The sequence below is a fragment of the Clostridium sp. CS001 genome (assembly GCF_020443565.1).
Classification (GTDB): domain Bacteria; phylum Bacillota; class Clostridia; order Clostridiales; family Clostridiaceae; genus Clostridium_AD.
Genome location: NZ_JAIZZN010000004.1, coordinates 121,569 through 147,177, shown reverse-complemented (window position 1 = coordinate 147,177; position 25,609 = coordinate 121,569). Strand labels below are relative to the sequence as shown.

The 25,609-nt window shown below is 31.2% G+C and carries 21 protein-coding genes; all 21 read left to right on the top strand.

Annotation, left to right across the window (positions count from 1 at the left end):
• Positions 1-49 precede the first annotated feature (49 nt).
• The 21 genes from LGK97_RS04685 (at position 50) to murJ (ending at position 25,591) form a co-directional block, all read left to right on the top strand.
• Positions 50-640, top strand: a complete 591-nt coding sequence (locus LGK97_RS04685; protein ID WP_226258587.1) for a 50S ribosomal protein L25 — start codon at positions 50-52, stop codon at positions 638-640.
• A gap of 235 nt (positions 641-875) precedes the next feature.
• Complete coding sequence (locus LGK97_RS04680; protein ID WP_226258586.1) at positions 876-2,600, top strand: phospho-sugar mutase; 1,725 nt, start codon at positions 876-878, stop codon at positions 2,598-2,600.
• 141 nt (positions 2,601-2,741) lie between these two features.
• Positions 2,742-3,812, top strand: coding sequence for a tetratricopeptide repeat protein (locus tag LGK97_RS04675; protein ID WP_226258585.1), 1,071 nt, complete (start codon positions 2,742-2,744; stop codon positions 3,810-3,812).
• Between the two features lie 73 nt (positions 3,813-3,885).
• Positions 3,886-4,800, top strand: a complete 915-nt coding sequence (gene galU, locus LGK97_RS04670; RefSeq protein ID WP_226258584.1) for a UTP--glucose-1-phosphate uridylyltransferase GalU — start codon at positions 3,886-3,888, stop codon at positions 4,798-4,800.
• 76 nt (positions 4,801-4,876) lie between these two features.
• Positions 4,877-6,340, top strand: coding sequence for an N-acetylglucosaminidase (locus LGK97_RS04665; RefSeq protein ID WP_226258583.1), 1,464 nt, complete (start codon positions 4,877-4,879; stop codon positions 6,338-6,340).
• 305 nt (positions 6,341-6,645) lie between these two features.
• A complete protein-coding gene (locus LGK97_RS04660) occupies positions 6,646-8,484 on the top strand; it encodes a polysaccharide biosynthesis protein (protein WP_226258582.1) in 1,839 nt (612 codons plus the stop codon).
• 55 nt (positions 8,485-8,539) lie between these two features.
• Positions 8,540-9,856 carry a nucleotide sugar dehydrogenase gene (locus LGK97_RS04655; RefSeq protein WP_226258581.1) on the top strand — a complete coding sequence of 439 codons (1,317 nt, stop codon included), beginning with the start codon at positions 8,540-8,542 and terminating at the stop codon, positions 9,854-9,856.
• A gap of 142 nt (positions 9,857-9,998) precedes the next feature.
• Positions 9,999-11,087 carry a Gfo/Idh/MocA family protein gene (locus tag LGK97_RS04650; protein WP_226258580.1) on the top strand — a complete coding sequence of 363 codons (1,089 nt, stop codon included), beginning with the start codon at positions 9,999-10,001 and terminating at the stop codon, positions 11,085-11,087.
• 33 nt (positions 11,088-11,120) lie between these two features.
• Positions 11,121-11,861, top strand: a complete 741-nt coding sequence (locus LGK97_RS04645) for an N-acetyltransferase (protein ID WP_226258579.1) — start codon at positions 11,121-11,123, stop codon at positions 11,859-11,861.
• Positions 11,862-11,962: 101 nt separating this feature from the next.
• Positions 11,963-12,667, top strand: a complete 705-nt coding sequence (locus LGK97_RS04640; protein WP_226258578.1) for a cytidylyltransferase domain-containing protein — start codon at positions 11,963-11,965, stop codon at positions 12,665-12,667.
• Complete coding sequence (gene neuB, locus LGK97_RS04635; protein ID WP_226258577.1) at positions 12,660-13,703, top strand: N-acetylneuraminate synthase; 1,044 nt, start codon at positions 12,660-12,662, stop codon at positions 13,701-13,703. The genes LGK97_RS04640 and neuB overlap by 8 nt, the downstream gene beginning before the upstream one ends.
• A gap of 48 nt (positions 13,704-13,751) precedes the next feature.
• Positions 13,752-14,900: a UDP-N-acetylglucosamine 2-epimerase gene (gene neuC, locus LGK97_RS04630; RefSeq protein WP_226258576.1), complete on the top strand. Its 1,149-nt coding sequence runs from the start codon at positions 13,752-13,754 to the stop codon at positions 14,898-14,900.
• A gap of 33 nt (positions 14,901-14,933) precedes the next feature.
• The gene (locus tag LGK97_RS04625; protein WP_226258575.1) at positions 14,934-15,581 is read left to right on the top strand and encodes an acetyltransferase; all 648 of its coding nucleotides are present in this window, start codon (positions 14,934-14,936) and stop codon (positions 15,579-15,581) included.
• Between the two features lie 4 nt (positions 15,582-15,585).
• Complete coding sequence (locus LGK97_RS04620) at positions 15,586-16,638, top strand: nucleotidyltransferase family protein (protein WP_226258574.1); 1,053 nt, start codon at positions 15,586-15,588, stop codon at positions 16,636-16,638.
• A 20-nt stretch (positions 16,639-16,658) separates the two neighbouring features.
• Positions 16,659-17,651, top strand: coding sequence for an NAD-dependent 4,6-dehydratase LegB (locus tag LGK97_RS04615; RefSeq protein ID WP_226258573.1), 993 nt, complete (start codon positions 16,659-16,661; stop codon positions 17,649-17,651).
• Between the two features lie 39 nt (positions 17,652-17,690).
• On the top strand, positions 17,691-18,794 hold the full coding sequence (locus LGK97_RS04610; protein WP_226258572.1) for a LegC family aminotransferase: 1,104 nt from the start codon (positions 17,691-17,693) through the stop codon (positions 18,792-18,794).
• Between the two features lie 92 nt (positions 18,795-18,886).
• A complete protein-coding gene (locus LGK97_RS04605; protein ID WP_226258571.1) occupies positions 18,887-20,329 on the top strand; it encodes a capsule biosynthesis protein in 1,443 nt (480 codons plus the stop codon).
• A 36-nt stretch (positions 20,330-20,365) separates the two neighbouring features.
• Positions 20,366-21,493, top strand: coding sequence for a glycosyltransferase family 4 protein (locus LGK97_RS04600; RefSeq protein ID WP_226258570.1), 1,128 nt, complete (start codon positions 20,366-20,368; stop codon positions 21,491-21,493).
• 69 nt (positions 21,494-21,562) lie between these two features.
• Positions 21,563-22,561 (top strand): GNAT family N-acetyltransferase, encoded by a 999-nt coding sequence (locus LGK97_RS04595; RefSeq protein ID WP_226258569.1) that lies wholly within the window; start codon positions 21,563-21,565, stop codon positions 22,559-22,561.
• A gap of 2 nt (positions 22,562-22,563) precedes the next feature.
• Positions 22,564-23,949 carry a DUF7033 domain-containing protein gene (locus LGK97_RS04590; RefSeq protein ID WP_226258568.1) on the top strand — a complete coding sequence of 462 codons (1,386 nt, stop codon included), beginning with the start codon at positions 22,564-22,566 and terminating at the stop codon, positions 23,947-23,949.
• 100 nt (positions 23,950-24,049) lie between these two features.
• Positions 24,050-25,591, top strand: a complete 1,542-nt coding sequence (gene murJ, locus LGK97_RS04585) for a murein biosynthesis integral membrane protein MurJ (protein ID WP_226258567.1) — start codon at positions 24,050-24,052, stop codon at positions 25,589-25,591.
• Positions 25,592-25,609: the final 18 nt, after the last annotated feature.

Here is a 25,609-nt window from a genome sequence, read left to right as displayed (position 1 = left end):
TAAATAATAATTGTTATATTCTTAAGATAAATATTAAGGAGGGGTAATAATGGAAAAGCTAGAAGTCAAAAAGAGGGAAAAGAAAGCACATCACTCGGCAAGAAGAGACAGAAGGGAAGGTAAGGTGCCAGGGATTATGTATGGCAAAAACCTTAAAAATCTTATGTTTGAAGTTGGAGAACTAGAATTAAATAGTCAAATTAGTAGAATAGGAGAGCATGGTGTTTTAGATATAACCATTAATGGAGATGACCACAATGTTCTTATAAAAGAAATTCAAAGAGAACCAGTTAACCAAAAGATTATACATATTGATTTTGAAGAATTATATGAGAATAGTCGCGTAATAACAGAGGTACCCATTAAATTTTTAGGAGAAAATACAATTGGTAAAAATGGTGATGTTCTTCAGAAAGAAAGAACTAGTATAAAGGTTCAATGTACAGCAGTAAAGATTCCTAAATCAGTTGAAGTAGATGTATCAAACTTAAATGCAGGTGACTCATATAGGGTAGCAGATGTCGAGTTTGCAAAAGAGATATCAATTATAGACTCACTAAGCTTAGTTATAGCAACAGTAACTAAGGTTAAGAAATATAATGAGGATATGGGTGAAACTGAAATTGAGAATGAACTATAATTCAGTGTAAGTTTAAATCTGCTTGCAAAGTTGTTAATATTGCAGCATCGCAGATGATGATTTAATAAACTTGAAGTAAGTTGAATGTTGTAAGGGATACCCTCATGTGAAAGCATAAGGGTATTTTTTACAGCGTTTTCATAGTATAATGTAAAATATAAACTAAGATTTTTGAAAATAATGTTAAAGCAACGCAGTTGATGATTTAAGAAAAATTCAAGGGGGTATGTATGGGATGTATAAAGAAAAATATAGAAGTTGGATAACTTCTGACTTTATAGATGTTGAACTTAAGAAAGAGCTAGAAGAATTAGTAGATGAAAAAGAAATTGAAGATAGATTTTATAAAAATCTAGAGTTTGGTACAGGAGGACTCAGGGGGGTTATCGGTGCAGGAACTAATAGAATGAATATACACACAATAGGTAAAGCAACTCAAGGGCTAGCAGACTATTTAAATACAAAATACAAGGGGGATATATCAGTTAGTATTGCATATGATTCAAGAAATATGTCAAAAGAATTTGCAAAAGCTACTGCAGAAACACTTTGTGGCAATGGTATTTATGTAAACTTGTTCAAAAATTTAACGCCAACTCCAATTTTATCTTATGCTGTTCGTAAGCTTCAAAGCAAAGCCGGAATTGTTATAACAGCTTCACATAATCCTAAAGAATACAATGGGTATAAAGTTTATGGTGTTGATGGTGGTCAAGTTACGGATAAGGTGGCCAAAGAAATTATATCCTATGCAGATATGATAAGAGATTTTTCTAAGATTAAAACTATGGACATTAATAAAGCAGAAGAAAGTGGTATGTTAAAATTCATAGAAGATGATCTATTTCTATCATACATTCTAAAAATTAAGAATTTAACTATGAGAAAAAACTTAGTTGCAGAGCATGCCCCAAATTTAAGAGTCATTTACACGCCTATTCATGGCTCAGGAAACATACCTGTGAGAAGAATATTAAAAGAATTAGGTTATACTAATGTATCTGTTGTAGCAAAACAGGAACAACCAGATGGGGACTTTCCAACAGTAAGATATCCAAATCCAGAAGAATCAAAAGTATTTGAATTAGCTCTTGAGATGGCAAAAGACATTAATCCAGACATTATTTTTGGCACAGACCCTGATTGTGATAGGATTGGCGCTGTAGTTAAAGATAAGAATGGAAATTACAAGGTTCTTACAGGAAATCAGACAGGAGTATTATTAAGTAATTATATTTTAATGTCTTTAAGTGAAGCTAATAAATTGACTCCGAAGGGTGTAATAATAAAAACCATTGTTACTACGGATATGGTACTAGGTATAGGAAAAAAGTATAATGTTGAAGTATTAGACGTGTTAACTGGGTTTAAGTATATTGGGGAGAAGGTTAAAGAATTTGAGGAAACTGGTGAAAAAGACTTTTTGTTTGGATTTGAAGAGAGTTTTGGATATTTAGCAGGAGATTTTGTACGGGACAAAGATGCAGTTATAGCTGCGATGCTAATTTGCGAGATGACACTTTACTATAAAAACATGGGACTAAGCCTCTACGACGCCCTAATGGATCTTTATGAGCAGTATGGATATTACGAAGAGGATTTGATTTCCATAGAAATGGAGGGCAAAGATGGCACAGAAAAAATTAATAATACATTGGAATATTTCAGAGATTCAATAGTTGACTTAGTAGGAACTACTAAGATTATAAAAAAGATTGACTATAAAACTGGATGTTGCAAAGACTTGGTAATGAATGAGGAAACTATAATTAAATTACCAAGATCCAATGTTTTGAAATTCCTGTTAGAGGATGGCTCTTGGTTTGTAGTCAGGCCTTCTGGTACTGAGCCCAAAATGAAGATTTATTTATCTGTGAAAGGAAATTCATTAGAAGACGCACCTAAAAAAATGCTTAAATTAAAGGAAAAGGTTATGGGTATAGTTAAAAAATCTATATAGATTGGGAATTATAGGGGATGTTACCAGAGTAATATTGATTGCTATGATTTTATAAGGTTTACAAATTATCCGCAGTATATTATTATTATTAACAGAGTACTAGAAGAATAAATATTTAGGATTAGTAGGAAGGTGTTAAACATGGAAATTAAAACATATTTTGCTGAAAAATTAGCAACTATTCTTTTTTTAGAAATAAAAAAGAATAGCAAGATCAATGAATTTGTAATTTTAGAAGATATATACTTCCCAGTTAGAACTAATGAGATAATTGAAAAGGTAAAGAAAAACGAAAGTTTTGATAATATACCAGTTAACCTATTTATAGAGGGAATGTTTTATGTTTTGGGAGCAGATGAACTTTTTAAATACAATAAAGAATATAAAGAAATTATAAGAGCTATTCCAAATTCAACTGGGTTTATTAAAGGAGTGATATTTCAAGAAATAAAGAATGAGAATTATGAAGAAGCGTATATTATTTTAAAAGGATTATTAAGCATAGAAGAAAATCAAGAAAATTTTGATAAAATTTTTATGTTGGTAGACAAGCTAAGAAACACTAATGTTATGTTCAAAGAAGAAGAGCAAGAACTTATTCAAAAGGCTAAAGAAATTCCTGGGTACAGTAATCCATATTTATATGAGGCGTTAGTTTTTAATAGCGAAAAAAAATATGACTTAGCATTAATTGCGCTAAGTAATTATTTTGCAAATGGAGGAGAGCAGACAACGGAAATTATTGAACTGAAAAACGATATGGAAAATGTTACAAAGTTTCAAAAGGCTAAGGAGATAGTCCATGATAATCCCAAAGCAGCACTTGAAATTTTCATACCTTTAATGGAACAAATAGGAGATAGCCCGGACATATATTACCACACAGCTGTAGCTTATAGGATTCTTAAAAATTATGAGAAAGCTATCTATTATTTAAATGAGGCAGTTGTAATGGATGAGGATTTAATTGAGGTAATAAATGAGTTTGGAGTTAACTATGCGTGTCTTGAAAATTATGAAACAGCTATTAAGTACTTTAGGAAGGCGTTTGAGGTTACAAAATCAATAGAAATATGTACAAATCTTGTTATGTGTTATTTAAATGTTAAAGACTTTCATCAGGCTAGGATGCATTTAGATATAGCTAAAAAGATAAATCCGGAAGATGAGATTGTAATCCAACTAGAAAACATGCTTAAAGAGGAGAAATAAATTTTAATATTTTCAAATAAGCTTTGAAGAGAGTTATAAACCTAACATTATATTATTTGGAGGGAGAAAAACTATGAGAGTAAAGAAAGCTATAATACCAGCTGCAGGACTGGGCACAAGGTTTTTACCAGCCACTAAGGCCCAGCCTAAAGAGATGTTGCCGATTGTTGATAAGCCAACAATACAGTATATTATCGAAGAGGCAATTGCATCTGGAATTGAAGAGATATTAATCATAACAGGAAGAAATAAAAAATCCATTGAAGATCATTTCGATAAATCAATTGAACTTGAATTACAATTAGAGCAAAGTGGTAATGAAGAGGTTTTAAAAATGGTTCGAGACATATCTAATATGGCGAATATCTACTTTGTACGTCAGAAAGAACCTAAAGGTCTAGGACATGCAATAAACTGTGCAAGAACTTTTGTGGGGGATGAGCCTTTTGCTGTAATGCTTGGTGACGATATAGTAGATAGTGAAGTACCTTGTTTAAAACAACTTATGGATTGTTATGAAAAATATGATGCCTCAATTTTGGGTGTTCAAGAGGTTCCTAAAAGTGAGGTTTATAAATATGGGATAGTAAATGGAACAGCCATTGAAGACAGAGTTTATAAAGTTAAAGATCTTGTTGAAAAACCTAAGGCTACAGAAGCGACATCAAACATAGCAATACTAGGAAGATATATTATAACACCAAAGATATTTGATATTTTAGATAGCACGAAGCCTGGAAAAGGTGGAGAAATACAGCTTACAGATGCATTGAAGACTTTAATTTCTGAAGAATCTATGTATGCATATAACTTTAAAGGTAGAAGGTATGATGTGGGTGATAAGCAAGGTTTCTTAGAAGCAACCGTAGAGTATGCACTAAAAAGAGAGGATCTTAAAAAGACTTTTATGAAATACCTTTTAACAATAAAAGATAATGATATGTTTAAAGATATTTACAATGAATGCAATAACCAGTTAAAAAAGTAATATAAGTGAAATAGCTAGATAAAACTGGCTATTTCTTTTATACAAAACAAAATATCTGCAAAAGGAGTGTTCTGAATTGAAAAAAATTTTTCCAGTAATTATTTTAGCAATTAGTATTATTATTTTGTCGCCGAAATTTGCTTCAGCTTTGGACAAGCCTACTATTTCATTTGTTGGAATTTCACAATCACCATTAATACAAGGAGATAAAGAAAAATTTTACTTAACTACAAAAAATGCGAAAGAGGTTCAGTACAGGATGTTTTTATTTGAGGAAAAACGAAATCTATGGACAGAACTTACATCTGGGTATACAGAAGTCACTAGCGCACAAGTCCCTTATGAAATAAGCCCGGAAAAAGTATTTGACTTAGGCAAATACAAACTATCTGTTTGGGTGAGAGGAAAGGGTTCAAACGCAGAATATGATAGTAGTTATATTGCATATTTAAATTGTGTTAATAGAGATGATAATAACAGAGTATATCTAAATGGCGATATGAAAATTGATAAAGAAGAGTATATGTTAGGTGAAGATGTTGAGATAAATGGTATAGAAAATATTAGTGGCATGAAAGCACCATATCAATATAAATTACATATTTATAATGCAACAAAAAATGAGTGGAGTAATGATATTACGGAATATTCTGAAGGGAAAATTTTGTGGCGGCCAAAAGAAGCGGGAACATATGTTATAGATGTGTGGGCTATGTCTGCAAATTCTACATTGTGGGGTAAAGTTAATGAAAACCCTAAAGCAAAAGCCTATGAAGGTTGGAAGTTAAAGGTTATAAATATTACTAAATCTAATACTACATTAACTACTTTTAATTACTCCCTTGATAAAATAACTGATATTCAATACGGGCTAAATGGCGCAGTGACTGATTCCTTAGGTAAGTGGATATTGGCAAAGCGAGATGAAATAAAATATTATGTGGATCCTGCAAACTTTCTAAATGCAGAAGGCAAATATCAATTTTTAAAATTAAACTATACAGGCGGAATCACTGTTAATGAAATTAATTCTGTTTTGCAAGGCAAAGGCGTATTAAGTGAAAAAGGACAAGCATATTTAAATTCTGCCAAAACATATAATGTTAGTCCTGCATATTTGATGGCACACTCTTTTTTGGAGACAGGAAATGGTAGCTCAGTTTTATCAAGAGGGGTTATAGTAACGCAAGTAAAAGGTGCTAATGTTCCTCCTAGGGTAGCTTATAATACATTTGGTATTGGAGCCTACGATTCTGACCCTATAAAGTTAGGAAGTGAATATGCATATACAAAAGGTTGGATTAGTGTTGAACTAGCAATTGAAGGTGGTGCGGAGTGGATTTCTAAAAATTATATAAATAGTACTGCTTACAACCAAAACACATTATATAAAATGAGATGGAATCCAAGCTCAACTGGAACTCACCAATATGCAACGGATATTGGTTGGGCTAGTAAGCAAACAAAAAACATAAAATCAATTATGGATAAGTTTACAAGTACTAACTTGTATTTTGATGTCCCTAAGTATTTATATTAAATCATTATCTTCCATGCTATAATAACAACGACTTCAGAAGGAGGCTCTATACTCCGACTGAAGTTTTTTAAGGTTGTTTCAATGTAAGTTTTAAGAGAAATTGGACCTTTAATTTTAAAGGAATAAAAACAAACTGTTAATAACTTCCTTGAAATTATGCAAACAGAAAAATTTAAGATATAATAGTATATGATAGGTTATAGAATAATAGAAGTATAAAAATATGTTGAATAATTTTAAAAATGATGTAAAATGGTTAAGGGGAGTGGCAACAAATTTAAAACTAAATATAGGATGTGAGCTTAATGAAAACTGATAAAAGAGTCTATATAGTGGATATTGCTTGTATTTTGGCTTCACTATATATATCTCTACTATTGAGATTTGATTTTAATATCCCGAGTAAAGACCTTGAATTTTTTAGACTTTCAATAATTCCAGTGCTGATTTTCATAATAGGATTTAATAAAGTATTTAAGCTGTATAGGAATATGTGGAAATATGCTTCTATAGAAGAGTTATTTTCTATAGTATATTCAATAACCTTAGCAAATATAGCATTTATGATTTATAGCTATTTATTTAGCCATATCTTATTTAAGAGTAATTATTATAGATTCCCTTTTACAGTGCATATTATATTTTGGCTTCTATGCGTAATTACCCTAGGTGGAATTAGAATTATGTATAGAATATTTGAACAAAATAAGGGAGAAAATAAACAGTGTGAAAAGAATCTAAATGTACTAATTGTAGGTGCAGGGGATGCAGGTGCAATGTTAGTAAAGGAAATTAAAAAACATAAGGATCTTAACTATTTTATTGTGGGCTTAATAGATGATGATGAGTCTAAAAGCGGTGGAATAATCAATGATATTAAAGTATTGGGTGGCAGAGATAAGATACTATCAATTTGTGAGGAAAGAGATGTTAATGAAATAATTATCACTATGCCTTCCGCAGATTTTAAAACTAAAACAGAAATATTAAACATATGTAAGCAAACAAAATGCAAGTTAAAAACAATTCCAGGTATTTATGAAATTGTAGATGAAAAAGTAAATATTAACGAGATTCGCGATGTAAATATTGAAGATCTATTAGGTAGAGAGCCAGTTAAACTAAGCAATGAAGATATTGATAAATATATAAAAGGGAAGACGATATTAGTAACTGGTGGCGGTGGATCTATAGGTTCAGAGTTATGTAGGCAAATTGTTAAATTCAAACCTAAAAAACTAATAGTTTTAGACATATACGAAAATAACGCCTATGACTTACAGATGGAGCTTAATTATGAGGTCCCTGAACTCGATAAAGAGTTTATTATTGCATCGGTTAGAGATTTTGACAGATTAAAAGAGATATTTGAAAATAGTAAGCCAGATGTAGTATTTCATGCTGCGGCGCATAAACATGTGCCCCTTATGGAGAATAATCCAGTAGAAGCAATTAAGAATAATGTAATTGGAACCTATAATGTGGTAAAATGTAGTCATGAATCTGGTGTTAAACGGTTTGTTCAAATCAGTACAGATAAAGCTGTAAATCCAACAAATATCATGGGAGCTACCAAGAGATTTTGTGAACTTATAATTCAAGCTTTTGACACAGTTAGTGACACTGAATATGTGGCTGTAAGATTTGGTAATGTACTGGGAAGCAATGGTTCTGTAATACCCTTGTTCAAAAGGCAAATAGCCCATGGAGGACCAGTTACTGTAATGCATCCAGAAATTAATAGATTTTTTATGACAATACCTGAGGCTGCTCAATTAGTAATTCAAGCTGGAGGTATGGCAAAAGGTGGAGAAATATTTGTTTTAGATATGGGTACACCTGTAAAAATAATAGATTTAGCTAGAGATTTAATAACTCTTTCTGGGCTTCAACCAGATGTAGATATAAAAATTGAGTTTACTGGATTAAGACCAGGAGAAAAACTTTATGAGGAACTTTTAATGGATGAAATAGCGTTAACATCAACTTCTCACAATAAAATTTATGTTGAAAAACCTGTAGGTGAAGATATACAATTTATTGAGAAATCCATTGAGGAATTTAGAAATGTAGTAAGCAAAGATAAGGAAGCAATCTTTTCTTTAATGGAAGAAAAGATTCCTACTTATAAGAGAAAGAATTAATAAGACACAAATTGACCTATTAAATAAAACCTTTAAGGTTACAGGAGGTAACAAAATGCTTCAACTAAAAGACGAATTATTATTAAAGCTAAAAAATAAAACAGCTAAACTTGGTGTAGTAGGACTTGGTTATGTGGGATTACCACTAGCAGTAGAGAAGGCTAAGGTAGGATATGAAGTAATAGGATTTGATGTTCAAGATCAAAAGGTTCAAATGATAAATAAAGGTATTAATTATATTGGTGATATTGTAGATTCAGATTTAGATAGACTTGTAAAAGCAGGAAAACTTAAAGCTACTACAGATTTTAGTTTTGTTAAAGATGTTGATACTGTTTGTATAGCAGTTCCTACACCACTGGATATATATAAGCAACCAGATTTATCATATGTAGTCGATTCAACTAGAAGTGTGGCTAAATACATACATAGAGGGATGTTAGTTGTGCTTGAAAGTACTACATATCCAGGAACTACAGAAGAAGTAATAAAACCTATACTTGAAGAATCAGGTTTAAAGTGTGGAGTAGACTTTTTCTTAGCATTTTCTCCAGAGAGAGTTGATCCAGGTAATAAAGAGTTTAACACAAAAAATACTCCTAAGGTAGTTGGAGGATGCACTCCTAGTTGCACGGAAGTAGCAGGAATGTTATATAGAAGTGTACTAGAGGGAGATATATTAGAAGTATCTTCTCCTGCTGTAGCTGAAATGGAAAAGATTCTTGAAAATACTTTTAGAAATGTAAATATAGCATTAGCAAATGAAATGGCTATTTTGTGCAAAAGAATGAATATTGATATTTGGGAAGTTATAGATGCAGCTTCAACTAAGCCTTATGGATTTATGCCATTTTACCCAGGTCCAGGACTTGGTGGGCACTGTATACCTCTTGATCCATTCTACCTTGAATGGAAAGCAAAAGAGTATGATTATCATACAAAATTAATAGAGACTTCAGGTCAAATAAATGACTATATGCCTGAATTTGTACTTGAAAATGTTATGAAGCTTTTAAATGGCGAGAAAAAGGCATTAAATGGAGCAAAGGTTCTCCTTATGGGCTCTGCATATAAAAATGATATAGATGATATGAGAGAGTCACCTACATTAAAAGTTATAGATCAATTAGAAAAGAATGGTGCTAATATTATGGTAAATGATCCGTTTATCCCAAATTTTAAGCACAAAGGCAAAGAATATGTATCAGTAGTTTGGGAAAATGAAATTAAGGATGCAGATATAGTAATCATTACAACAGGTCATAGCTGTTATGATTATGAAAGAATTGTAAAAGAGGCTAATTTATTATATGATACTAGAAATGCTACAAAGCATGTTTTAAACAATAGAGAAAAAATAAATAAGCTTTAAAATCTATATTAGTAAATTATATTAAAGAAATAACAGGGCAAAATGCCTAATATAAAGTAATGAAATTATGGCATGCAAGTATTGTAAACTTTTTATAATATTGCATGCCAAAGTTTTAGATAAACTAAAAGGAGGAAATAAAATGAAAAAATTAAAAATTGCAATAATAGGGTGTGGAAGGATTTCCTACAAACATGTGGAAGCTATAACTCAAAATAGAGAGGAAATTGAACTTGTTGCTGTTTGTGATGTAATAGAAGCTAATGCAATTTCAAAAAAAGATGAATACATAAAGATACTAGATGAAAATGTAGAAGTAAAAGTTTATACAGATTATAAAGAGATGCTTAAAGAGGTTGATATCGATATGGTTACTATAGCTACTGAAAGTGGATATCATCCAGAGATAGCTATGGATTGTATGAATAGTGGGAAACATGTCATTGTTGAAAAGCCAATGGCATTATCAACCAAAGATGCAGATAAAATGATTGAGTGTGCAAGAAAAAACAATGTAAAGCTTTGTGTTAGTCATCAAAATAGATTTAATGAGCCAATTCAAAAGCTACGAACTGCAGTAGAGGAAAACAGATTTGGTAAGTTGGTTAACGGAACCGCAAGGATTCTTTGGAATAGAAATATGGGATATTACCAGCAAGCACCTTGGAGAGGAACCTGGGAACTAGATGGTGGTACGTTAATGAATCAATGTATTCATAATATTGATTTATTGCAATGGATGATGGGCGGAGAAATTGATACTGTTTATGCTCAGTGCGGTACTTTCCTAAGAGATATAGAAGGGGAGGACTTTGGTGCAATAATCATAAAGTTTAAAAATGGAGCTATAGGCATAGTTGAAGGCTCTGCTTGTGTATATCCTAAAAACTTAGAAGAGACATTAAGTATATTTGGTGAAACTGGCACGGTTTCTATAGGTGGGCTTGCGGTTAATTCTATAGAAACTTGGAAATTTGCGGACGATAAGGATTCAGAAGAAGAAATATTAAAACAGCAACAAGGAGACCCAGATTCAGTATATGGATTTGGACACACACCATTATTTAAAGATATGATTGACGCTATAAATATGGATAGAGAACCTCTAATAAACGGTGAAGAGGGAATGAAAGGTATGTCAATTATACTTGCAGCTTACAAATCAAGACTTACAGGGCTTCCAGTTAAGTTCCCAATGGGGGATTTCTCTACACTAGAAATGAAAAAATAGTTTTAGAAATACTATATAGAAGGAGGTATTTTCATGAATTATGTTTCGGATAAAAGCAAAGTGGGTAATAATGTAATATTAGGACATTTTGTAGTAATAGAAGATGAGGTAGTAATAGGTGATAATTGTGTGATAGGTAGTAATGTAGTTATACATGCAGGAACTTCTATAAAAGAAAATGTTAGAATAGATGATAATACAGTAATAGGTAAGCAGCCAATGAGAGCAGTGAACAGTATATTCAAAAGTGAAGAAATCCTTGCTCCAGCTAAAATAGGTGAGGGATGTCTTATTGGTGCCGGTGTAATTATCTATTGTGGTTGTGTAATAGGAGAAAAAACTCTTATTGCAGATACTGCAGTAGTGAGAGAAAATGTAAATATAGGTTCAAAAACAATTATTGGCAGAGGAACAACTATCGAAAACTTCTGCAATGTTGGATCTAATTGTAAGATACAAACTAGTGTATATTTAACTGCCTATTCAGAGGTTGAGGATTATGTATTTATAGCGCCTTGTGTTATCACTTCAAATGATAATTATGCAGCGCGTTCTAAAGAAAGATTTGGAAATTTCAAAGGAGTAACTATAAAAAAAGGTGGGCGAATTGGAGCAGGAGCAGTTATCTTGCCTGGCAAAACAATATATGAAGATGGACTTGTAGCAGCAGGTAGCGTGGTTACAAAAGACGTGGAGGCAGGTAAAATTGTAGTTGGTAATCCTGCTCGAACACTTCGTGATGTGCCGCAGGATCAACTGCTTAAAAATCAATAAAGGAAGTCTGATTTCTAAAAGTTTTGACTATAGTGTGTTTCATTGAGTTTAAAAGAGAATATAAGAAAATACGGGAAGAAGATTCTGAAAAGAGGATAATTATGTATAAGGATAAAAAGTTTCTTGCTATTATTCCAGCAAGAGGTGGTTCAAAGGGTATATTAAACAAGAATATCATGGATATATGCGGTAAACCACTTATAGCTTATACAATAGAAGCAGGAAAGCAATCTAAATATATAGACGAAATAGTGGTGTCTACGGATAGTGATGCTATAAAAGATATTGCGCAGCAATATGGTGCTAATGTGCCATTTTTAAGGCCAGAGCACTTAGCAAATGATAGTGCAAAATCTATAGATTTAGTGTTACATGCTATAGATTTTTATGAAAATAATAATATGTGTTATGATTATGTGATATTATTGCAACCAACATCTCCATTAAGAACATTTGAACATGTAGATGAAGCTATAGAAAAGCTTATGGAAAGTAACAGAAGCTCTTTAGTAAGTCTTCGTGAAGCTAATGAGAACCCTGTAATTATGAGAAGTATAGAAAATGAAAAGTTGAAGGAAGTTCTAAGTTTTGAAGGACCAAATCTTAGAAGACAAGACTTACCCATTTTTTACATATTAAATGGAGCAATATATATAAATTCAAATGATATGTTGGTACACAAGAAAAAGTTTGTAGATGAAGATTCAATGCCGTATGTTATGAGCAAGGAAAGCTCTGTGGATATTGATACAATGCTAGATGCAAAACTTGTAGAACTTATTATAAAGGAGAATATGCATGTTTAAAATAGGAAATAAGATTATAGGTGATGGTAACCATGTATTTATAATAGCAGAAGCAGGAGTCAATCATAATGGGGATATAAATTTAGCAAAAGAACTGGTAGATAAGGCTGTTTTTGCAGGAGTGGATGCTATAAAATTTCAAACATTTAAAACAGAGAAATTGGTAACTAGATATGCTGATATGGCTGAATATCAAAAGGAGAATATCGGAATCTGCGATTCTCAGTTTAATATGCTAAAGAAGCTAGAACTTTCTTATGAAAACTTTATAGACCTTAAAGCATATTGCACACTAAAGGATATTATGTTTTTATCTACACCTTTTGATTTTGAAAGCGCTGATTTTTTGGAATCTATAGGTATGGAAGCTTTTAAAATTAGCTCAAGCGATTTAACCAATATTCCTTTACTTATACATATAGCGAAATTTAATAAACCTATAATTTTATCTTCTGGCATGGCAACACTTGCAGAAATTGAAGAAGCTCTAAATTCAATTTACTCCGTAGAAAATAAAGAAGTAGCTGTTCTCCATTGCACTTCAAATTATCCAGCTAGAGTACAAAGTGTTAACTTAGAAGTAATGAATACCATAAAGAGTGCTTTTAAAATTATGTCAGGATACTCTGACCACACTAAAGGAATAACAGTGCCTATAGCAGCAGCAGCTATGGGAGCGGCTATAATTGAAAAACATTTTACTTTAGATAAAACTATGGAGGGACCAGATCATAAAGCCTCATTAAGTCATGAAGAACTAAAAAATATGGTTGTTGCAATTAGAGATGTGGAAATGGCTCTAGGAACTGGGATAAAGATGTACAATGCAAGTGAAGTGGATACTATGAAGGCAGCAAGAAAAAGCATTGTATTAACTAGAGATATAAAAGCAGGGGAAGTTATAGAGTTAACAGACTTAGACTTCAAAAGGCCAGGAACAGGACTTTCACCTAGATTCTATATGGATATTGTTGGATGTGTGGTTAATCGAGATATAAAAATGGATGAGCAAATAGCTTTAAATATGGTAGAATAGCAATTAATAATTGATATTCTACCATAGAGAACTACAAGGAGGCCAGGTATGAAAAGAAAAATAGCAGTAATAACTGGTACAAGAGCAGATTATGGAATTTTTTATCATGTTCTTAAAGAAATTGAAAAAAATAACGCGTTGGAGCTTAAACTTATTGTCTGTGGAATGCATTTATGCCCTGAGTTTGGCATGACTATAAATGAAATAGAAAAGGATGGTTTTGAGATAGCAGATAAATTTGAAACCATATTGGCATCTGATACGGGTTCCGCAATGGCAAAATCCATAGGGCTCTCAATTGTAAGCATGGCACAAAGTTTTGATAGAATAAAGCCGGATTTAGTATTAATACTTGGAGATCGCGGAGAAATGTTAGGTGCTGCAACAGCAGCTATTCATATGAACATTCCTGTTGCTCACATCCATGGAGGAGAAGTAACAGGAACAGTGGATGAGTCAATAAGACATGCTATAACTAAGCTTTCTCATATTCATTTTCCTGCTAATGAGGATAGCATGCAAAGAATTCTTAAATTAGGGGAAAGAGAAGAAAATATTTTTGTTGTAGGGGCGCCAGGACTTGATTATATAAGGAAAACACAATATTTATCAAGGAAAGAGATGCTAGAAAAGTTTGAACTAGAGGATGATAAAATATTTTTACTTACACAACATCCAGTGACTACAGAGCGGGATATGGTGGAATGGCAAATTAGAGAAACTTTAGATGCAATTGTAGAGATTGGTTATCAAACTATAGTTTCTTATCCTAACAGTGATAATGGTGGGCGAGAAATTATAAGGGTTATTGAAGAGTACAGAGCTAAATATCCTTTCTTAAAGGTATTTAGAAATTTAAGTCAAGTAGAGTATCTAAGCTTTTTAGAAATAGCTGAGGTAATGATAGGAAATTCATCTTCAGGTATAATTGAAGCGCCTAGTTTTAAGCTGCCTGTAGTAAACATAGGATCCAGGCAAGATGGAAGGCTAAGAGCATGTAACATAATAGACATCCCTTATGGGAAAGAAGCTGTAAAAGCTGGTATTAATAAAGCAATAGGTAATAAGGAATTTCAAAAGCAATTAGAAAGTTGTGGAAATCCTTATGGTGACGGCAATGCTAGTGGTAAGATAGCACAAATTTTAAGTGAGATAAATATAGATAGAACGCTTATTCAAAAGAGGATTACTTATTAGTTTATAACTATAAGGTGAAAGTGGGGTTAAGTTATGGAGAAAATTATACTTGTAGGTGCAGGTGGACATTGCAAGGTTATTATAGATATAATAAAGAGCACTAAAAACTATGATATTGTTGGTGTCACGGATAAAACTTATGTTAAGGGTGAAGAAAACTTTGTTTTAGATATCCCAATAATAGGTGATGACAGTATTTTAGAAGAACTTTATATTAGCGGAGTTAAAAGTGCATTTATATGTATTGGTGCACTGCAAAATATTGAAGTTCGCCATAAGATATTCAACAATTTAAAAGCTATAGGTTTTAATATTCCCGTACTTATACATAATCATGCAATAGTTTCGCCCTATGCAAATATTCAAAATGGAACATGTGTAATGGCTGGAGCAATAATTAATCCTGGAACACTTATTGAAGAAAACTGCATTATTAATACTGGAGCAATAATAGAACACGATTGTATAGTGCAAAGTAATACCCACATTTCACCTAAGGCATGTATTGCTGGAGGAGTAACCATTGGTTATAACACCCATGTAGGTATGGGAAGTTCAATAATTCAATCAGTACATATAGGAAACAACGTCATTATAGGGGCTGGAGCTGTGGTTATTAAAAATATAGTAAATAGTGTAGTTGCAGTAGGAATTCCATCAAAGATCATAAAGAGTAGGTGATATTATGAGATTCTCAATTGACAGTTATTGTATAGATGCTAGTTCTACAATAAAGGAAGCTATGGAGGTTATAGATAAAAACTTAACTGGTGGAGCTTTAGTTGTAAATGAAAACAATGAACTAGTGGGAACTATTACAGATGGTGATATTAGGCGTGCTATACTTAGAGGCCAAGGTATAGATGAAGGTATAGAAGGGGCATATTTTAAGAATTTTAAATTTGTTACAGAGCAGCATAGCAAAAAGAAAGCAAAAGAGTATATGCTAAAGAATAAGATAAGACAGGTGCCAGTTATTGATAAGGATAAACGGCTTACTGATTTATATTTCTTAGATGATATAATATCCTATGATAAAAAAGAAAATTATGTTTTTATTTTAGCTGGAGGCCTTGGAACTAGACTGATGCCATTAACTGAAACAATGCCTAAGCCAATGCTAACGGTTGGTGACAAACCAATACTTGAGCTTATAATTGAGCAATTCAAAGAGTATGGCTTTAAAAACTTTATTATTTCACTTAATTATAAAGGAGAAATAATAGAAGAGCATTTTAAAGATGGGAAAGATTTAGATGTAAATATAGAATACGTTACAGAAACCAAAAAACTAGGAACTGCAGGCTCTATAGCTCTGGTAAAAGAAAAATTTACAAAACCTTTTATAGTTATAAATGGTGATATACTAACAGGAATTGATTTTGATAAATTTTTAAATCATCATTTGAAAAACGACTTTGATATAACTGTAGGCGTTAGAAATTATGAAATTAATGTTCCTTATGGAGTATTAGTTACTGATAACATGATTATAGAGGCTTTAGAAGAAAAACCTACATATAAGTTCCATATTAATGGCGGAGTATACACCGTTAATCCTGAAGTTATTAAGCATATAAAAGAAGATGAAGTTTATAATATGACTGACTTAATTGAAGATGCAATGGGAAGTAGTCAAAAGACAGGAATATATGAGATAACTGAGTATTGGACGGATATAGGTCATTTAGATGACTATAGAAAAGCAAACACTGATATTCATAAATTCTTTGAATAACAAGAGAAGGAGCAAATGAGATGAATTGGCAAGGTAAAAAAGTTTTAGTTACAGGTGCGGAAGGTTTCATAGGAAGTCATTTAACAGAGAGGTTAGTTGAACTTGGTGCAGATGTTACAGCACTTGCTCAATATAATTCTTTTAATAGCTGGGGATGGATTGATACTTTTGATAAGAAAGTTAAAGATAGCATTAAAGTAGTAACTGGAGATATAAGAGAATATGATGGAATGAAAAGAATTATTAAAGGTCAAGAAGTAGTACTACATCTTGCTGCTCTAATTGCAATACCTTATTCTTATCTTTCACCTATGGCATACGTTAGAACTAATGTTGAGGGTACTACGAATGTATTAGAAGCATGCAGAGAGTATGAGGTGGAGAAGATTGTGCATACATCGACGTCTGAAACTTATGGCAGCGCACTTTATGTACCAATTGACGAAAAACATCCAATGCAAGGTCAATCTCCCTATTCAGCATCAAAAATTGGCGCAGATAAAATGGCAGAAAGTTACCACAAAAGTTTTAATATGCCTATAGCAACATTAAGACCATTTAATACCTATGGACCGAGGCAGTCAGCAAGGGCTGTAATTCCAACAATAATTTCACAAATACTTGCGGGGAAAACAGAAATTAAGCTTGGAAGTTTAACTCCAACTAGAGACTTTAATTTTGTATTAGATACTGCGGAAGCCTTCATAAAGGTAGCGGAAAGCGAAAGAACTATTGGAGAAGTTATAAATGCTGGTTCAAACTATGAGATTACCATTGGCGATACAGTTAAAAAAATAATTAAAATAATTGGTAAGGATGTAAAAATTCTTTGTGATGATGAAAGAATAAGACCTGAAAACAGTGAAGTTAATAGATTATGGGCAGACAATGCTAAAATAAAAGAGTTAACAGATTGGTCACCTAACTACAATATAGATCAAGGTCTTGAAGCGACTGTAGAGTGGGTAAAAAATAATATGCAGCACTTTAAAACAGACATATATAACGTTTAGATAAATTGTAATGTATATGAAAAATAGGAGGTTTTTATTATGATACCTTTGTGCATACCAGAAATTAGAGGAAATGAGTGGACGTATGTAAAAGAATGTATAGATACTAATTGGGTATCTTCAGTAGGAAGTTATGTGAATTTATTTGAAGAGAGATTTAATAAATATGTAGGAAGTAAAAGTGCAGTAGTTACAATGAATGGTACCGCAGCTCTTCAATTAGCTTTAGTTACCCTTGAAATAGGTGAAGGGGATGAAGTAATTGTTCCATCATTAACCTTTATATCTCCAATAAACACTATAAAATATGTAGGTGCAGAGCCTGTGTTTGTAGACGTATGTAGAGATACATTTGTTATGGATGCAGAAAAAATAGAAGAATTAATAACACCTAAAACAAAGGCTATAATGCCAGTGCATATATACGGACATCCTGCTGATATGGATAGAATTATGGAAATAGCACAAAAGCATAACTTATTTGTTATAGAAGATGCTACAGAAGCACTAGGTTCTAAGTATAAGGGCAAAATGGCTGGTACAATAGGGCATATAGGGTGCTATAGCTTTAATGGTAATAAGCTTATAACTACAGGAGCAGGTGGAATGTTTGTAACTAACAATGCAGCGTACGGAGAGAGAGCAAAATTTTTATCTACTCAAACAAAAGTAGTTACTGATAATAAAGCTTTTTACCACCCAGAGGTAGGATATAACTTTAGAATGCCAAACCTTCTTGCTGCTTTTGGAGTAGCTCAACTTGAAAATATTGAAGAATATCTAAAGGTTAAAAAAGAAAGTGCACAGTATTATAAAGAGCTTTTAAGTGAAGTTAAAGGAATTACTTTAAATATAGAAAAAGACAATGTAGAAAACTGTTTCTGGTTATATTCAATCCTAGTAGAAGAAGATTATGATATAAGCCGCGATGAACTTATACAGAAGTTAAATGAAGAAAAGATTGAGGCTAGACCTTTCTTTATGCCTATACATGAAATGCCTCCATATAAAAATTGTAAACATGGAGATTTAAGTGTTACAACGGAATTATATGAAAAAGGTATTAACTTACCTAGTTCTGTAAGCCTTACTCAGGATGATATTAATAAAGTATGTAAGGTTATTATAGAAAATCAAATTTAATTTAAGTTGCATAGGTTAACTATGTGTTGTAGAATAGAGGAGGCTTTAGTGCCACCTTATGAGAAGTTATTCATTAACGAAGGAGCATTAGAATGATACAAACAACTGATATTATGAAAGATATTGAAGAACAATTTAAGTTGTTTGATGTGGAAATCAGGGCATTTTATATTTGGTGGGTTTCTAAAAGGAAAATATTCGAAACCATAGATTCATTAAGGCAAAAAAGGGCAAAATGTAATGAATCAAATGTAAGATCAAAAATAATGAGATGTTTTACAACGTTTAAATATATTAGAAGTATTAATTTAAGAAGAAATAAGTATAAGCAATTAGATATTTTATGTTTATCGGATACAGCGTCTAAAAGAAATAATGGGTTTGATTATATATTTGATTATATTGGAAAATATGATACAGCATCTTATGGGATTTTAGAAACTCTTAGTGGAGAGATATATAGTTCCAAGAGCTACACTGAAAATAGTTATAACTTATCAAACCTTTCACTAATGGTTTTATTCTACCGTAGGTTTTATCATATGTTCTTAAGCAGAGATGAAATAACGTATTTGAAAAGCATATTTGATGAAGTTCAATTTTATATTTTAGAAAAATATGAAATCGACATACCTATTACTAAAATAGTATTAGAAAATACTTCAGTACTGATAAAAGGACACATATATGCATTGAATATTTTAAGAAAGGTAAAGCCTAAGGTGCTATACACCCAATGTTTCTACAGCCCAACTCATATTATTTTTGTATATGCTGCAAAGATGTTAAATATAAAAGTAGTTGAATTCCAGCATGGATTAATAAATGAAAAGCACAATGGATATATTTTTCATGAAAGCATTAGGGAGAAAGACCCTATACCAGATTATTTTTGTGTCTTTGGAACTCACTTTAAGAATGTTATCTTAAAAATTAATCCTAAGGTTAACTTGAATATTTTGGAGTATGGATACCCTTTCTTGTATGAACAACTTGCTGAAAATCTTAAGTGCATAGAAGAAAAGGAATATGAATTTATAATAACTACTCAAGGGTCAGCATATGCTAAGCATTGGTGTGTTTTTATAAGGGAATTATTGTGTTTGGATCTTAAATGCAAGATACTAGTAAAGGTTCACCCCAATGAGCTTATGGAATATAAGGATTTATATAGAGAGGTTATTGGAAATCCAAGAGTAGATTTTGATGCAATTGGTAATATTTATACCTGTTTGAGAAAAAGCAAAGTTCATTTATCTTGTTTTTCAACCTGTCATTATGAAGCGATTGTATGCAATATTCCAACGTTTGTGGTGAAATTCCCAGGGTGGGAAAATGTAGCGGAGTTAAAAGAGTATTTTGTATGTTTTATAAATTCTGCTGAAGAATTGGTAGAGTCAATAAGCGCTAACCATAGGGATATATCATTTAATAAATTTAGAAAAGATTACTTTAACATAGATAGTTATGAGAACATTGGAGAAAAATTAATCAGAGATATAAAAGAGGTTAATAAGTTCTTTTTGAGTAAATAGCATATTCTTTATTTAAGTATTACGGAGGGTTTAAGAATGCCTATAAAAGTATGTCATATTACAACGGTTCATCCATCAACTGATGTTAGAATTTTTCACAAGGAATGCAAAGCACTTGCAATGGAAGGGTATGAGGTATACTTAATTGCACCTCATTATAAGGATGAAGAAATAGATGGAGTTCATATTATTTCTCTTCCAGAAAAAGCAGGTCGTTTATACAGATTTTTATTAAAAAAAAGAATTGCATTTAAAAAAGCAAAAGAAATAAATGCTGATATTTATCATTTTCATGATCCGGAAATGATTTTTGTAGGACTTAAATTAAAATTATTGGGGAAAAAAGTAATATATGATGTCCATGAGGATGTACCAGCACAAATTTTGAACAAGGAATGGCTTGGCAGTCTTTTTTTTAGAAAAATAATTTCTAAGCTATTCAATGCTTTTGAAAAGTGGGCTTGTAGATATTTTGATAGTGTGGTGACTGTAACATCTGATATAGTTGAAAAATTCAAAATGAATAAGCGAACTACATTATTAAGAAATTTGCCTTCTTTATCTATAATAGATGAAATAAAGCCATTAAAAGTAGAACGTAAAAAGTTTACTGCGCTTTATGCAGGCGCACTTACTGAAATTAGGGGTATAAAAGAACTGATACAAGCAGTGAATTATTTAAATGGTGAGGTAGAGTTGTTAATTTTAGGTAAGTGGGATGATCCTGAATATGAAAAGCAATGCAAAGAACTAGATGGATGGAAATATACTACATACCTCGGATTTAAGCCAGTTAAAGAAGTTTATGCATACATGAAAACTGTAGATTTAGGACTTTGTACACTCTATCCAACACTAAATCATATAACAAGTTGGCCAGTAAAGGCTTTTGAATATATGGCATGTCAGATTCCAATACTGATGTCGGATTTTCCATATTGGATGGATATATTTAAGGATAATGCTATTTTTGTAAATCCTAAAAATCCTAAGGATATTGCAGATAAAATTCAAATGCTAACTAAAGATATGGAATATACAAGGGAAATAGGGTTAAACAATAGGCAAAAAATTGAAACTATGTTTTCTTGGGAAGTTGAAAAAATAAATTTAATTAATTTATATAAAGATATATTACAAGAAAGCCTAAAAGTATATAGTTAAATTGAAGTTTAAAAGTTTTAGAGCTATTTTTATAATTTTTATATAAAAAGAAGGTATGGAGTGAATATAATGGCTGAGCTTAAGGTTAGATATATTAATAAAGAAGAATTTGATAAATGGGATAACTTTGTGGAAGAATCACCACAAGGAACTTTATTTAGTAAAACGCAGTGGTTAAATTCTATTTGTGACCAGTTTAAAATTTTAATTGTTGAAGAAAATCATCAGATTATTGGAGGAATTGCTTTGCCATTTATACACGGCAAGTTATATAGAGACCCTAAGTTAACACCACAATTAGGTATATTACTAGATAATCCGAAGAGCAAAGCTAAGTATTCAAAGATAATTTCTAAAGAAATAAAGATAATATCATTACTTCTTGAAGGATTGCCAAAGTACAGACAGTTTGATTATAATTTTAGCTATAATTTTACAAACTTTTTGCCTTTTATTTGGAAAGGCTACAATACACAGGTTAGGTATACATACGTACTTGAGGATTTAAAAGATTTAGAAAAAATACATTCGAATTTTGAATATGATGTAAAATATGAGATAAATAAAGCTGTAAAGAATAATATAAAGATAGTAAATGATTTAAATATAGAACAATTTTATGAAGTAAATAAAAAAACATTTAAAAGACAAGGTATGGAAATGCCTTATTCTTTAGAATTTTTGAAAAGCTTAGATGAAAAATTGTGCGCACAAAATTGTAGAAAGATGTTTTTTGGAATAGATGACAATAATAGAGTAGTAGCAGCCACTTATATAGTATACGATGCAAAATGTGCTTATTATCTTATAGGTGGAAGTGATCCAGAATATAGAAATAGTGGTGTGCAGACACTATTATTGTGGGAAAGTATTAAATTTGCTTCACAAGTTTCTAAAAAGTTTGATTTTGAAGGCTCAAGTGTGGAAAGTATAGAGAGATACTTTAGAAGATTTGGGGGACAACAAAAGATTATACACAATGTAAACAAAAGTGATTTTATTACTGCATTAACATATAAAATATTAAAGAAAAATAAAAATATTATTAGAAAAATTTTGAAGGTGTAATAATGATAAACTTTATAATAGATAAAAAGTTAGAAAGTAGTCGTAAAATTTTATATGCTATATTTTATCTTACCAAGGATTATGATGGAGAGATTAAAATTTCATCTGTGCATTTAGAGCATTGTTTAAATATATATTATGGAATAATTCCAAAAATGCCAGGGAACATATATATACCAGCGGATAACATCACTATCAATGAAAAAAAAGTTTTTTATAATGAATATAAAGAGAAAGTATTTATGTCATTTGATAAGAAAATAAAGACGCCCTTTTATTTAGAAGATGGTAACCTTATATATACCTTTGATATACTTATGTTATCATTTTACTTATTATCTTGCAAAGAGGAGTATGAAATATCGAAAAGGGACTCTGAAGAAAGATTTATTGCTGAGTATAGCTATAGATCAGAAAAAATAAACATTCCTTTTTTTGATGTTAATTCTTATATTTTATATGATAGTATAAAGCATTTTAATGAGGATCTATCACTTAAAAAAAGACAATTTGAAATATTTCTAAATCACGATGTGGATAGTATTAATAGTAGGAATAGATATGTATTTTTACATAATATTAAGGCAGTTTTATTTAATAAGAAAGTACCTCTAGGTATTAGAGCTAAGGAACTTTTATTAGATGTGATATCTAATAGGCATTTGCAAATAGAAAACTATATAAAAATAGAAAAACTAAGAAATGCAAAATCAGAATTCTATTTTATAGAAGGAATTAAGCATAGATTGGGTAAGAGATACGAATTGAGTTCTATTAAAAAAGAAATAGAAATGCTGAGGGAAGATTCAAGTTTTTATATAGGAGTACATGTTAATTTTTTTTCTTACAATGATGAAAATGAGATCAAAAATGAAATTCAGTGTATACAAAACTCAACTAACATTAAAGTGATAAGTGGGAAAAATCACTATCTTAGATTTAATGTTCCTCATACATGGCAAGTGCTGAGTAATGCAGGAATATTATGTGATTCAACGCTAGGATATTCAGATATGAATGGATTTAGGGCGGGTACTTCTCATGCATTTATACCCTATAATATAGATAAGGATGAGTTAGTACCAATTTTTGAAGTTCCGCTTGTAATTATGGATGGTATTATAATGGAAAGCCAAATGACCTTTGAAGAGAAATGGTATAATATTAAGGTAGTTATAGATGAAGTAATAAGTTATTGTGGAACTGCATCTGTATTATGGCATCAAAGGGTAATTTATGATAAGGAATATAAAGCAATGTATGAAAAAATATTGGATTATATAAATGAGCAAGGTGGAAGATTTGTGCTTGCTAAAGATTTGATTAGTAGATATGAAAAACAGAACATACAGTTGGAGCAATTATTTAAGGACTTTGAGAATCTATAGATTAGGCTATATAAGTATATAGAAATATATTTGCATTCCTTTAATTAAGGCTGGTTCTTATTAAAAGCTGTAACTAGATTGTACAAGTGAGGTAAATTAAATGAGTACTAAAACGAAAAGTATAGCAAGATATAGTGCTATGATTGCTATGATTCTAATTTTAAGTAAACTAGTAGGAACAATTAGAGAGTTTCTAATTGCAGCTCAGTTTGGAGCAAGTATTGAATCAGATATATTTAAGATAGCAACGCGTATTCCAAACATATTTTATGGAGTTGTAGGGGCAGCCCTTACCACTAGTTTTATGCCAATTTTTGCAAAGTTAAAGACTGATACCAATAAAGCTAATGACTTTTTTAACAACATATTAAATATTCTATTTATATTCTCGCTTGTTTTAGTTGTTTTTGGTATGTTTTTTTCAACACAATTAATACAAACTATGGCTAGTGGATTTTCTAGTGATCAGATTGAAAAAACTGTACTTATGACTAGAATTGTAATGCCTTCTATAATTTTTCTTACTTTAAGTGGATTATATACAGGATATCTACAATCTTATGGGATATTCCTACAACCTGCGCTTACTGGAATAGTTTCTAGTATTATAGTTATTATAGGAATTATAGTGTTTTATCAGTTTGGTATTATTGCAGCTATAATTGCCGTGCTTATTAGTTCAATAGCACAAATGTTTGTGCAGCGGCCATTTATGCCAAACTATAAATATAAAATGTATATTAATTTAAAAGATAAAAACGTAAGAATGTTAATAAAGCTAGCAATACCTACACTAATAAGTACCGCTGTAAATCAAATTAATGTTATAGTGGCTAGTGATTATGCGTCAAAGCTATCAGTAGGTAGTATATCTGTTGTAGATAATGCAAACAAGTTGAGTACCTTGATAAGTCAAGTTTTTATTGTTTCGTTAACAACAGTATTTTATCCGATGCTTACAGAAAAATTTGCTCAAGATGACAAGGTAGGATTTGAAGGTTTATTTGTAAAGTCTGTAAATGTAGTAATTCTTGTTGCAGTCCCGCTAGTGTTTGGGCTAGCAGCACTAGCCACCCCAATAGTAAGATTAACCCTGGGACATGGTAAATATGATGCTACAGCAATATATAATACAGCCTTATGTTTAAAGTATCTTGCTTTTTCAGCTTTAGGATATTCATTAATTGATATATTAAGTAAAACTTTTTATGCAACAAAGGACACCATAACTCCAATGCTTAATGGATTTGTGCTAATTACATTAAATGTTGTATTAGTAGTGGTATTAGCACCGAGATACGGAATTGTTGGCCTGGCACTGGCAAGTACTATTTCAGCGATTACTATAGCAATAATTATGATTGTAGAACTTAAAGCCAAACTGAAAAATGTGGAATTTATAAAAATTGCTAAGGTGTTTGCAAAATCATTAATTACAGGTATTTTAATGATGATAATCGTAAGTGTATCTTATAAATATGTGAATATGTTTATTCAAAAGGATAATACTGTTTTAATAGGAATAAAGATACTGATAGTAACTATTATAGGGGCTGTATTTTATACACTTTCACTTGTATTTTTAAAAGTTAAAGAATTGGATTTTATATTTTCTTTTAAGACATTAAAAAAGAAAAAATAGTCTAAAATAAGAAAGAGG